The sequence below is a fragment of the Polynucleobacter asymbioticus QLW-P1DMWA-1 genome (genome assembly GCF_000016345.1).
Lineage (GTDB): Bacteria > Pseudomonadota > Gammaproteobacteria > Burkholderiales > Burkholderiaceae > Polynucleobacter > Polynucleobacter asymbioticus.
Genome location: NC_009379.1, coordinates 395304 through 408000, shown reverse-complemented (window position 1 = coordinate 408000; position 12697 = coordinate 395304). Strand labels below are relative to the sequence as shown.

Annotated in this window: 13 protein-coding genes and 1 tRNA gene; 2 read left to right on the top strand and 12 right to left on the bottom strand. The window is 45.5% G+C overall.

Features of this window, described 5'->3' with window-relative positions; genetic code table 11:
• Nucleotides 1-3: 3 nt before the first annotated feature.
• From PNUC_RS02180 to uvrC, 3 genes are all read right to left on the bottom strand, one after another.
• Nucleotides 4-79 (bottom strand) — tRNA-Gly (locus tag PNUC_RS02180).
• A gap of 117 nt (nt 80-196) precedes the next feature.
• Nucleotides 197-772, bottom strand: a complete 576-nt coding sequence (gene pgsA, locus PNUC_RS02175; RefSeq protein WP_011902261.1) for a CDP-diacylglycerol--glycerol-3-phosphate 3-phosphatidyltransferase — start codon at nt 770-772, stop codon at nt 197-199.
• A gap of 34 nt (nt 773-806) precedes the next feature.
• A complete protein-coding gene (uvrC, locus tag PNUC_RS02170) occupies nt 807-2723 on the bottom strand; it encodes an excinuclease ABC subunit UvrC (RefSeq protein ID WP_080512729.1) in 1917 nt (638 codons plus the stop codon).
• Between uvrC and earP the strand changes: the two genes are divergently transcribed.
• Together earP and efp are read left to right on the top strand one after the other, a co-directional pair.
• On the top strand, nt 2722-3792 hold the full coding sequence (gene earP / locus PNUC_RS02165; RefSeq protein WP_011902259.1) for an elongation factor P maturation arginine rhamnosyltransferase EarP: 1071 nt from the start codon (nt 2722-2724) through the stop codon (nt 3790-3792). The two genes, uvrC and earP, sit on opposite strands and share 2 nt — an antisense overlap.
• Before the next feature lie 87 nt (nt 3793-3879).
• A complete protein-coding gene (efp, locus tag PNUC_RS02160) occupies nt 3880-4440 on the top strand; it encodes an elongation factor P (protein ID WP_011902258.1) in 561 nt (186 codons plus the stop codon).
• A gap of 86 nt (nt 4441-4526) precedes the next feature.
• Here efp and PNUC_RS02155 read toward each other — a convergent pair whose 3' ends face one another.
• From PNUC_RS02155 to lepA, 9 genes are read right to left on the bottom strand one after another with little or no spacing between them, the layout of a single operon-like run.
• Nucleotides 4527-5264, bottom strand: coding sequence for a carbonic anhydrase (locus PNUC_RS02155; RefSeq protein WP_011902257.1), 738 nt, complete (start codon nt 5262-5264; stop codon nt 4527-4529).
• Nucleotides 5265-5292: 28 nt separating this feature from the next.
• Nucleotides 5293-6366, bottom strand: coding sequence for a beta-N-acetylhexosaminidase (gene nagZ / locus PNUC_RS02150; protein ID WP_011902256.1), 1074 nt, complete (start codon nt 6364-6366; stop codon nt 5293-5295).
• 34 nt (nt 6367-6400) lie between these two features.
• Nucleotides 6401-6793 (bottom strand): holo-ACP synthase, encoded by a 393-nt coding sequence (acpS, locus tag PNUC_RS02145; protein ID WP_011902255.1) that lies wholly within the window; start codon nt 6791-6793, stop codon nt 6401-6403.
• Nucleotides 6790-7536 (bottom strand): pyridoxine 5'-phosphate synthase, encoded by a 747-nt coding sequence (locus PNUC_RS02140; RefSeq protein ID WP_011902254.1) that lies wholly within the window; start codon nt 7534-7536, stop codon nt 6790-6792. The genes acpS and PNUC_RS02140 overlap by 4 nt, the downstream gene beginning before the upstream one ends.
• A gap of 12 nt (nt 7537-7548) precedes the next feature.
• Nucleotides 7549-8283, bottom strand: a complete 735-nt coding sequence (gene recO / locus PNUC_RS02135) for a DNA repair protein RecO (RefSeq protein ID WP_011902253.1) — start codon at nt 8281-8283, stop codon at nt 7549-7551.
• 6 nt (nt 8284-8289) lie between these two features.
• A complete protein-coding gene (gene era / locus PNUC_RS02130; RefSeq protein WP_233424084.1) occupies nt 8290-9183 on the bottom strand; it encodes a GTPase Era in 894 nt (297 codons plus the stop codon).
• 44 nt (nt 9184-9227) lie between these two features.
• On the bottom strand, nt 9228-10019 hold the full coding sequence (rnc, locus tag PNUC_RS02125; protein WP_011902251.1) for a ribonuclease III: 792 nt from the start codon (nt 10017-10019) through the stop codon (nt 9228-9230).
• Nucleotides 10020-10023: 4 nt separating this feature from the next.
• A complete protein-coding gene (gene lepB, locus PNUC_RS02120) occupies nt 10024-10830 on the bottom strand; it encodes a signal peptidase I (RefSeq protein WP_011902250.1) in 807 nt (268 codons plus the stop codon).
• The gene (gene lepA, locus PNUC_RS02115; protein WP_011902249.1) at nt 10830-12635 is read right to left on the bottom strand and encodes a translation elongation factor 4; all 1806 of its coding nucleotides are present in this window, start codon (nt 12633-12635) and stop codon (nt 10830-10832) included. The genes lepB and lepA overlap by 1 nt, the downstream gene beginning before the upstream one ends.
• Between the last annotated feature and the right edge of the window lie 62 nt (nt 12636-12697).

Sequence of the window (12697 nt, the reverse complement as noted above, 5' to 3'; positions counted from 1 at the left end):
ACTTGGAGCGGGAAAGGAGGTTCGAACTCCCGACCTATACCTTGGCAAGGTATCGCTCTACCAGCTGAGCTATTCCCGCATAACAGGGCAATAGTTTAACAAACAATCGCCAAGAAAGCATTTTTCCATGAGAAAGTAGAGGCTGAGAGGACTACTTTTACCAGCTAAAGCCTTTCCAGACATGACTCCCGGGGATTTAATCTATTTTGCCGGCGAGCTGTGGCAAAGCCTTTTTAAGGTAATAAAACATTGACCATAGAGTCAAAAAGGCAGCAATCCAAATTAACCAAGTACCAATCTTGGCGCAATCTAGCCAACCAAATAAGGTGTCATTCAGCAATAAAAAAGGAATAGCAACGAGTTGAGCAGTCGTTTTTAGCTTGCCTACCATGTGAACTGCCACGCTTTTACCAGCCCCGAGTAATGCCATCCACTCCCTTAAAGCAGAAATCGTAATTTCTCGGCCGATGATTACGAGCGCTACCCAAACTTGCACACGATCTAAATTGAGTAATACCAATAGCGCTGCTGCCACGATTAACTTATCTGCAACCGGATCTAAAAATTGCCCAAAAGCAGATTCTTGTTTGAGACGACGCGCCAGAAATCCATCCAACCAATCGGTGATTGCAGCAGAAATAAAAATCACCACGGCAAAGAGATTTTTATCAAAAGGTGTCAGCCAGGTATTGGGGAGATAAAAGATAGCCACCAGCAATGGAATTGCTGCAACACGCAACCAGGTTAAAGCGATTGGTAGATTGAATGGCATTGGCTAAGCATAAACTAAATAAGCAAGATAGAGGCTAATGGAGTTGACGATAAATCTGCTCTGCAAGAGTAAGAGAAACCCCCTCCACACTAGCAATCTCTTCAATACTGGCATTAGCTACCCCTTTCAGACCACCAAAGCGAGCAAGTAACTTCTGTCGTCGCTTGGCCCCAATACCCTCGATCTCCTCTAAACGAGAGACTGTTCTTGCTTTTGCACGCTTGGCACGCATGCCGGTAATGGCAAACCGATGTGCCTCATCTCGAATTTGGGCAACCAATAACAAGGCAGCACTATCAATACCAAGCTCCAGGGGTTCGCGACCATCAGCAAAAATCAAGGTCTCTAGGCCAACTTTTCGACCCTCCCCTTTGGCGACACCAACAATCAGACTAACATCCATACCAAATTCTGTAAGCACTTGACGAGCCATTTCTACCTGGCCTTTACCGCCATCAACCAAAATGACTTGTGGCATTTTTTCTGGGGGAAGTTCCTGGAAATTGGCATACCGTCTTTGTAATACCTGGCGCATTGCTGCGTAGTCATCGCCAGGGGTAATGTCATTGATATTAAATCTACGATACTCACTCGACTGCATGGCATTTTTTGCATAGACAACACAAGATGCTTGAGTAGCCTCACCTGAAGTATGGCTAATATCAAAACATTCAATACGCAAATGTTCTAAGCCCTCTAAGTCCAAACTCAGAATATCCACTAAGGCACGTGCCCGAGCTAACTGACCGCCTGTCTCTACCAAGCGTTTTGTTAAAGCAATCTTGGCATTGCCTTCTGCCATCGCAAGCCAATGGCGTCGTTGGCCTTGGGGCTGATGTAAGAAGGTAATTTTTCGACCAGCCTGAGCATTTAATAAATCATGTAAGTCTTCTGGCGGACTCTCACTCAGAGTTGTAATTTCATCACCGGCTGCCTGCAAGGCATGATTCATCACAATGACCGGTGGAATTAAATTCGTTACCGACACCTCTTCTCCAGCGGTCTCATCTAAATAATGCTGAGCGATGAAGGCTTCTAAAATTTCTGTTGGCGATGGCAATTCACCGGAGGAAGAGCGCAAGCCCTTGGGGAAGTAAGCCCTATCTCCAAGATGCCTACCGCCACGCACCATTGCTAAGTTCACGCAGACCATACCCTCCATCAGAGCAACCGCAATAACGTCTACATCACCCTCTCCTTCGGCAACCGTATCCATTGCTTGCTGTTGTAAGACACTAGAAAGATCAGCGATTCGATCACGCAATATAGCGGCCATCTCAAACTCCATGGCTTCACTATGCACATGCATCTCTTTTTCTAATTCGGATAAAACTCGGCTATGGTCGCCCTCTAAAAAGCGCGTTGCTTGTGCTACATCTTGACTATATTGCTCCACACTTAAACGCCCAACACAAGGAGCGCTACAGCGATGAATTTGATGCAGCAAACACGGGCGGCTGCGATTTTTAAAGACGGAGTCTTCGCACGTTCTCAGGCGAAACACTTTTTGCAGAATTTGTACGCTATTGCGTACTGCCCAACTATTCGGGAAGGGTCCGAAATAATGATTGCGCTTATCGACCTTGCCTCGATAAGACGCCAAACGTGGAAATTGGTGACCCGTTAACATCACGTAGGGATAAGACTTGTCATCCCGAAACAAAATATTAAATGGGGGCGCTAACTCTTTAATGAGATTGTTCTCTAGAATAAGAGCTTCAGTTTCTGTCCGTGTTACCGTTGTTTCATAGCGGGCAATTTTGCCCACCATTAATTCAATGCGCGGCGAGAGCTGTGTACGCTGAAAATAACTAGAAACCCGCTTTTTGAGATTACGAGCTTTGCCAACATACAAAATATTCCCTGCTTCGTCAAAAAAGCGATATACCCCCGGCAATCCGGGTAGCCGTTTAACGTCCTGCTGAAGGGTTTCAAAAAGCGAATTGCTCATGCGTTGGGATATTTTCTGCCAAATCGTCGATAACTATGGTGATGCCGGTGTTTGCTGGCGACTAGCCCGAAGCTTATCAAGTCTTCACGGCCAAGAGGTGCGCATTTTTTGCGATGATCTGCCAACCCTCAATTTACTCGCTTCCGGAGTGGATCCCAGGATTAAAGAAAAAATCGATATCCAGCCATGGGAGGCTAGCCATGAAAATGTGCGCCATCCCGTTAAAGTTCCCGATGTGGTAGTGGAGGCTTTCGGCTGCGAACTTCCGGAGCGCTATCTAACGAATCTCTTTATTGCCCCGATTAAACCCATCATTATTAATTTAGAGTATTTGAGCGCAGAGCCTTGGGTATCTGAATTTCATGGAAAGGCATCACCTCAATCCCATGGCATTCCAAAATATTTTTTCTTTCCAGGCTTTCAAGATGATGTGGGCGGTCTTTTACTGGACCCCATTCCACCCATTGGCAGCTTAGTAGAAAACCAAATTCCGAAAGATCTACAAGCCCTTTGGTCAACACTTCGTCCCAATGCAAAACGCATCAGTATCTTTTGTTATCCTGGCGCACCTTTACGCAAATGGCTCAGTGATTTAGCAGCGCTTGGTGAAAACGTCGACATTTTGCTAGCCCATGGTCACGCAGAACAATTAAATTTATATGGTGAGCAACCTATTGAGCTGCCTAACAATCTAAAGCTATTCTCAATGCCCTTTGTTTCTCAGGATGAATATGACTGGGTGCTATCGCAATGTGACTTCAATATTGTTCGTGGAGAAGATTCATTTATTCGAGCGCAACTTGCAGGCAAACCCTTCATTTGGCATATCTACCCACAAGAAGATCGCGCGCACGAAGTTAAATTAGCCGCCTTCTTAGATCTATATCTATCAGATGCTAGTCAAGATTTAAAACTGGCAACGATAGCAGCGATGACATGGGCCATGCCAAGCGATTGGTTTAATTCACTCCAAATCTGGAATAAGCATGCGCAAGCTTGGCGCACCCATTTACTCGAAAAACAGGGGGATGGGGGCTTGGCAGCCCGTCTAGTGCGGTTTATTGCCTAAGGCCAAGCAATAAAGGCTTTCGGGCGGTTACAATCTTGTTTTTGATAAAAACCGCAGAAAAACAACTCTGCACCCAGGAATAGCAAGATGAAAACAGCACAAGAACTCCGCGTTGGTAACGTAGTAATGATCGGCACTGATGCCATGGTCGTTTTAAAAGCAGAATACAGCCGCTCCGGCCGCAACTCATCCGTTGTGAAAATGAAATTTAAGAATTTGTTAACTGGCGCACCGAACGAAGGTGTTTTCAAAGCTGATGACAAATTTGATGTTGTGATTCTCGACAAAAAAGAATGCACCTACTCTTACTTTGCAGATCCAATGTATGTATTCATGGATACTGAATACAACCAGTATGAAGTTGAGGCTGAGTTCATGGGTGATGCCTTGAACTACCTCGAAGAAAGCATGCCATGCGAAGTAGTGTTCTACGAAGGTAAAGCACTTTCAGTAGCAATGCCTAACTCACTCGTTCGCGAAATCATTTACACAGAGCCAGCAGTTAAAGGCGACACCAGCTCAGGCAAGGTATTAAAGAACGCCAAATTGGCAACTGGCTATGAACTGCAAGTTCCATTGTTCTGCAACACTGGTGACAAGATTGAAATCGATACTCGCACAGGTGAGTACCGCAGCCGCGCTAACTAATTAGCTAGCTACAGATGTTAAAAAAGCCCGGCATGCCGGGCTTTTTTATTGCCATTACCTAGAACGCCTCACTGAAGCAACGTGCATTAATTCGTTTCAGTGATCTTGCGGCCGTTCAATGGGAATGTTGGACGAGCATTCATAGGGTAGAGTTTTCTAAATTGCTCTAACTGCGCTTTAGACATTTCCATTGGGGTTTTCAGGATGTAGAAAGTGACACCTTCACTACAGGGAGGGGTTGTCAAGGAACCTGTGTAGCTATAGTAAGCAAGCGATTTAGGGAGTAGCCCACTAGGATCGATCTTTCCCTTAATGGCTACTTTTCCTTCTGCGCTAGGCATTTGCGCAAATGCCTCTTTGAATACTGGGTTTTCAGTGCCTTCTTTAAAGAACACTCCAATCACTGCTAACTTACCATCAGCACTCTGATGCACTAAGTGAGCATTAAATGGGTATGACTTTCCGTCAACCTTTTCTTCGCCAGGCGCATGAAAATGCATTTGTAAAAACTTGTAATCGACACCAGATAAATTGGCGCCGCCAGCATCCGATAGGGCAACTTGAATGGTATGTCCGTTATTAATAATTTCGCCAGCTGAAGCTTTGTAAGCAGGCTTAATTGCCGCAGTTGCTTTGCCTAAAGACTTTGTTGGAATATCAATTGGCGCTTGTTGCTGGCCCAACTTACAAGTAGCGAACTCGGGACTCAAATTACCCCAATTATCAGGGCCCGTTTTACCTTCGTAGCCCCAATGGGAATCGCCAGCGCTAAAGACGACAGTCGATGAAGCAAGTAAGACTAAGCTAAGAAAACTTTTTTTCATATTGCGATCCTCTCGATTGAAATGACACTCAAATTAAATTGAACTGCTTGAGTAAACCTTTAGCATGCTGATACTCTGGCTCATTCTGCAATAAATCCCAGGCTACTGCAGGGGAAGTTGGCATGAGCCTATTTAAGCGCCTTTTAGACTCGTCCAGCTTGGTTTTGGAGACTTTGAGCTTGCTAAGAAGCTGATCTGCCAAATCAGGTCGATTACAGATCAACACTGCATCACAACCCGCCTCTAAGGCCAGCTCAGCGCCTTTAACCACTGATCCAGCAACACTTGCACCCTCCATTGAGAGATCGTCACTAAAGATCACGCCCTCAAAACCTAATTCTTGGCGCAAAATGGAATGTAGCCAGATTTTTGAGAAGCCTGCAGGATTACTATCAACCTTAGGGTAAATCACATGGGCCGGCATCACTGCAGCAAGGCTTAAATCTAGCCACTCATAGGGCTTAGCATCATCATTCAGAATTTCTTGAAGAGAACGTTCATCCACTGGAATCGCCACATGAGAATCCGCCTCTGCCCAACCATGTCCCGGGAAGTGCTTGCCGCAATTCTCCATTCCGCCTAAACGTAAACCTTCATTCAGACTCTTTGCTAATACAAATACGATTTGGGGATCACGACTAAATGAACGGTCACCAATGACGCCGCTACGACCAAAATCTAAATCGAGTACTGGTGTAAAGCTAAAGTCAACGCCACATGCTCGCAGCTCAGCTGCCAAAACATAACCACAAGCAGTTGCTGCTGCCATTGCTAGAGCAGCTGATTCAGCGGCATGAGAAGAATGATGTTTAGCGCCCCACAACTCTCCTAATTTACGCATAGCGGGTAAATGAGTAAAGCCATCGGTCTTAGCGCGCTGAACTCGCCCACCTTCATGGTCAATCGAAATCAAGACATCAGGGCGAAGCTTTTTAATATCTGCGGTGAGCTTAGTAAGCTGCTTGCGATTGGCAAAATTACGGCCAAATAAAATCACGCCACCAGTGAGGGGATGCAAGATCCGGCGACGGTCTTCTGCATTTAAGACCTGACCCACCACATCCAATGTAATTGGCCCTGGATTCATAGTCGCTTTACTCATTTCTTCCTCTATATAAATACTTGATTTCTGGTGATTATTTTTGAGTAACGATCACATGGGCAATTGCCATATCTTGCTCATCACTCACAGTAATATGTGCTTCCCAATTCTTTTCCGCCATAAATTGAGCTAGCGCGCCCAAGTATGAGGTGATTGGTTTTCCGCTAGGCTCATTTAAAGTTTGCAATGAGCGCCAAGTCATTGGCATATGCATACCTAAGCCAATTGCCTTTGAGAATGCTTCTTTAGCAGCAAAGCGCGTTGCTAAAAACGCTATGCCTCGTTTGTGATTTCTAGCAAGACGGTGCTTGAACACCAGCATCTCATCTGGGCCAAGCACCTTTTCAGCCAGGCGACCGTTCGTGCGATCGTAAGCAGCCTGTAAACGCTCTATCTGCAAAATGTCAGTGCCGATGCCGATGATCATTTTTGATTATTTCTACCTTGAACCATCAGAGCCTTCATGTCAGTGATGGCTTTCTGCCAACCCTTAAATAAAGCCTCAGCCACTATCGCATGACCAATATTGAGCTCTGACAATTCATCAATAGCAGCCATAGGCATGACATTTCCCTCATGTAATCCGTGGCCAGCATTGACTCTCAAGCCGATGCTTTTTCCGAACTTTGCTGCTTTTCGAATACGCTCTAATTCAACAACCTGCTCTGATCCTGATAAGTCAGCATAACGACCAGTATGCAATTCAACCACTGTCGCGCCAATATCTTTTGCTGCCTGAATTTGCTTTTCTTCAGGATCAATAAATAAAGATACGCGAATGCCTGCGTTCTTTAGTTGGGAGGTGGCCGCTTTAACAGCTTCATAGTGGCCCACTACATCCAAACCACCTTCGGTAGTGACCTCTTCCCGCTTCTCAGGTACTAAGCACACATCATGTGGCTTTACCTTGCATGCAATGTCGATCATTTCAGGAGTAACGGCACACTCTAAATTCATGCGGGTTTTAATTAATGGTCGCAATGCGAATAAGTCTGCATCTTTAATATGGCGACGATCTTCGCGTAAGTGCAAGGTAATTAAATCAGCGCCTGCCGATTCTGCAAGCTGAGCCGCTCTCAGGGGGTCGGGATATATCGTACCTCGCGCATTTCGCAAGGTAGCGACGTGATCAATATTGATACCCAATTCCAAGGCGTGAGAAGCAGTCATTCCTGTAGATTACTAGATTTTCTTTAAATCAATCAAAATTTGCCGCGTGGTTAAGACTTGATCCTGCAAGTGCAGTCCCAATAGAAACCGCATGAGTTGCTTACTCTCAGACAGAGTTTCTGGATCAGAAAAATCTCCTGCAGCAATCGCCAAGAGCGACTTCCCCCGCAAAACCGGCCAATGACCGGGGTCGTCAACCTGTATTGGGCGCACACCACGCTCAGGTTGGTAAACATAGAGGGCCTCAAAAACAGGAGAATCGTTTGTTTCAACACAGCGATCTAATGCAGCGGCATACCCTGTCTCTTGCAATAAAGAGAGTTCAAAAGGTCGTAATATTTCCTCTAAACCTTTAGATTCAAACTCGAGATTAGACAAAGCATTAATCGTTTCTGAGTAACGATCGTAAAGCCTTTCGTAATCATCTTCTCGAGCCAAAAACTTGACCAATAGCTCATTGAGATAAAACCCACAGAGCAAAGCATCGCCGACTAGAGAAGGCATGCCACCTACCCATTCGGATTTAGTCAGAGTACGTAATTCTGATTTACCACTCCATGAAACTAATAACGGTTGAAACCGCTGTAATACTGGTCGTAAGACAGAATGGGGACGTTTAGCGCCCTTGGCAATTAAGGCCATGCGGCCATGCTGCCGTGTAAAGACATCCAGGATTAAGCTAGTCTCTTTATAGGGGATGCTGTGCAATACAAAAGCAGGTTCGTCAGCAACACGAATCGAGGCCATGGCGTTTTACTCTAGACCTTGCGCCCGTAATTCAGCTCGGTCATCGGCCCAGCCACGCTTCACCTTCACCCAAGTCTCTAAAAAGACTTTGCCATCAAAGAGCTTTTCCATATCGATGCGCGCATCAGTGGAAATCTTTTTTAGGCGCTCACCCTTTTGTCCAATAATCATCGCTTTGTGGCTATCCCGATCCACCAAGATGGTTGCAGCAATGCGGCGCATTTTTCCATCCATCTTAAATTGATCTATGACCACGGTGCTGGTGTAGGGCAACTCTTCGCCAGTAAAACGAAATACCTTTTCACGAAGAATCTCAGCTGCTAAGAAGCGCTCACTGCGATCGGTAATAGTGTCGCCATCGTAGACGGCCTCAGCCTCAGGCAAATATCCCTCGAGGACGTCTAATAGTCTTTCGATATCGCCAGGACTCTTGGCGCTCATCGGCACGATTTCAGCAAACTCAGACTTTTGATCTTCATGGCCGCCTAATTCACACCAAGGGAGAGCCATTTCTTTAATAAAGCTGAGCAAGGCTTGGTCACGCTCTGAAGGAGTCTGAAAGCGGCTATTAAATAAATCCAGCTTGTTCAACACTAGAACAACCGGCAAATCATCCGGAAGTAACTTCAATACTTTTTTATCATCTTCACCAAAATAACCAGCTTCCACTACAAAGCAAGCGACATTTACATCTTGCAAGGCAGTAGTAACTGTGCGATTTAATGCCTTGTTTAAGGTATTCATCAAACGCGTCTGAAAACCAGGGGTATCAATAAAGATGAATTGGGCTTCTTCGCGATTCTGGATGCCCAAAATGCGATGACGAGTTGTCTGAGCTTTGCGTGAGGTGATACTAATCTTTTGACCAACCAAAGCGTTCAACAGAGTTGATTTACCCATATTAGGACGCCCAACAATGGCGATAGTGCCGCATCTAAACACGATTAGCCCTTCAGCTTAAGATTTAACTGCTCTTCGGTCACTTCTTTTTTGGCCGCCTTCTTCTTAGCCGACCGAGTTTTCTTGGGTTTACGAGATTCTTGAGGCAGGGCCTTGAGCACCGCAACTAAAGCGATCTTAGCGGCCGATTGTTCGGCAGCGCGGCGTGATGCACCATCACCTTTGACAGAAACCTTCAGACTTGGAATTAAGCACTCAACCTCAAACTGTTGATTATGTGCAGCACCAGTTGTTCCTGTGACGTTATAAGTTGGCAAAGGCAGTTGGTAGCCCTGCAAACACTCTTGTAAAAGTGTTTTGTCATCTTTACCTAAAGTCTTGGGATCAACTTGAGCCAAAATCACCGAGTACAGCTTACGCAAGCAATCTTTTGCAGCATCAAAACCGCCATCCAAAAAGATTGCGCCCGTTACCGCCTCTAAAGTATCCGCCAGAATCGATGGGCGACGGAATCCCCCACTTTTTAACTCACCTTCACCAAGGCGAAGATGGTCAGACAATAAAAGTGTCTGCGCTATTTCATATAAAGCCTGTTGCTTCACCAAATTAGCGCGGACACGAGAAAGGTCACCCTCGTCTAAATCAGAGTAGCGCTCATACAAGAGATCTGCAACCACGCAGTTCAAAATAGAATCGCCCAAAAACTCCAGGCGTTCGTTATTCTTCTTGCTGTGGCTGCGATGCGTTAAGGCTTGATTAAGAAGCTCAGTCTTTTTAAAGACGTAGCCAAGGCGCTCTTGAAGCGTTGCGGTTTCAATGACGGCGCGCGCGTTCATACAATTACTCGAATCCGCCTATTCGACGAAGATTGCCCAGATTTAGCCAAACAAAGAAGGCTTTACCAACGATATTTTTATCTGGTACAAAACCCCAATAGCGTGAGTCTGCACTGTTATCACGGTTATCACCCATTGCAAAATAGTGACCCGCAGGTACTTTGCAAGTTAAACCGGATTCTTGATACTGGCAAAACTCAACGCCTGGAAAACGTTCAGTCGGAAAAACTGTTGCGGGACGATCTGGGTCATTCAAGATCTCGTGACGATTGCCACCCAAATCTGGTGGGAATGTTTCTGTAAAGAGCTTGGCATAACGCATATTCTCAGGATCGAGATATGGCTCACCACCGCTGTAAGCTAAGGGCTGGCCATTAATAATCAGACGCTTATCTTGATACTCAATCACATCGCCAGGCAGTGCCACTACCCGTTTGATGTAATCAATCGACTCATCACGTGGGTAACGAAAAACAATCACATCACCACGCTTTGGAGCACCCAAGTCAATCACCTTCTGATTGATGACTGGCAAACGAATGCCGTAGGTAAATTTATTCACCAAAATGAAGTCGCCAATTTGCAAAGTCGGAATCATGGAGCCCGAGGGGATCTTAAATGGCTCGACGATAAAAGAGCGTAAAACAAATACCGCGCAAATGACCGGGAAGAATCCAGCGGTATATTCCAGCCATAACGGCATACGGTCAATACCAGCCAGGCGTCTTTGAGGCGCAAAGTAATAGCGATCAGCAATCCAAGCAATGCCTGAAATTACCACCAAGATAAAAAGGATGAGGGCAAAGTTCATTAATCGTCCACCTGCAAAATAGCTAAGAAAGCTTCTTGTGGAATTTCTACGTTACCAACCTGCTTCATACGCTTCTTACCCTCTTTTTGCTTCTCTAATAACTTGCGTTTACGGGAGATATCACCACCATAGCACTTAGCCAAAACGTTTTTGCGTAAGGCCTTTACGTTTTCACGGGCAACGATATTGCTACCAATGGCCGCTTGAATAGCTACATCAAACATTTGACGAGGAATAATGCCGCGCATCTTAGCAACAACTTCGCGTCCACGATGCTGGCTATTACTGCGGTGAACAATCACAGAGAGTGCATCCACCCGCTCGCCATTAATGAGAATATCAACCTTCACTACGTCTGCTGGGCGATACTCTTTGAACTCATAATCCATCGAGGCATAACCGCGTGAGATGGATTTCATTTTGTCAAAGAAGTCCAACACAATCTCTGCCATCGGCAACTCATAAGTGAGTTTGACTTGACGGCCTAGATAATTCATGTCCATTTGTATGCCACGCTTACCAACACACAGAGTAATGATCGCACCCACATATTCTTGGGGCATATACAAATTCACTGTCACGATAGGCTCAAGAATCGTATTGATCTTGCTGGCCTCTGGCATCTTCGATGGGTTATCAACTGAGAGAATAGATCCATCAGATTGCTCTACTTGGTACACCACCGTTGGAGCGGTAGTAATGAGATTCATGCCGTACTGACGCTCTAAGCGCTCTTGCACAATCTCCATGTGCAATAAACCTAAGAAGCCACAACGAAATCCAAAACCAAGAGCCTGTGACACTTCTGGCTCATACAAAAGGGAAGCATCGTTTAACTGCAACTTCTCTAATGATTCACGCAACTGATCGTATTCACTTGATTCCACGGGATATAAACCAGCAAACACTTGAGGCTTCACTTCTTTAAAGCCGGGTAGCGGCTCAGTAGCGGGAACTCGACCTTGCTGTCCTGGAGAATGCGTTACGGTATCACCCACCTTAGCGGCTTTTAACTCTTTAATACCAGCAATCACAAAGCCCACTTGACCAGCAGATAACTCAGGGCGGTCTATCGACTTTGGACTAAACACGCCTACGTGTTCAACTAAATGACTTGAACCATTCGCCATTAAGGTAATTTTGTCTTTTGGTTTTAAAGAGCCATTTACAACGCGCACCAACATGACCACGCCAACGTAGTTATCAAACCATGAATCAATAATCAAAGCTTGCAATGGATCTGCTGCGTTACCTGTGGGCGGAGGCACTCTAGCAATCATCTCCTCGATCACATCTTGAACACCTAAGCCTGTTTTGGCTGAGCAGGTGACTGCATGAGATGCATCAATGCCAATCACATCTTCAATTTCTTTTTTAGCGCGCTCAGGATCAGCTTGAGGCAAGTCAATCTTATTAAGCACTGGTACTACTTCGACACCTAACTCTAAGGCCATGTAACAGTTGGCTACGGTTTGAGCCTCAACACCTTGACTAGCATCCACCACCAGCAATGCACCTTCGCATGCAGATAAAGAACGGCTCACCTCGTATGAAAAGTCAACGTGGCCCGGCGTATCAATCAAATTGATGTTGTAGGTTTTGCCGTCCCTGGACTTATAAGTCAATGCAGCTGTTTGGGCTTTAATCGTAATTCCACGCTCGCGCTCAATATCCATCGAATCGAGAACTTGGGCTTCCATTTCACGATCAGAGAGGCCGCCACAATGCTGAATAATGCGATCTGCAAGCGTAGACTTGCCATGATCAATATGGGCGATGATAGAAAAATTGCGGATTAAATCCATAGCGTCTTAGTTAGTAATTCTGAGTAATTCAAAAAACGCCTTATCAGAACGCACCTTAATGA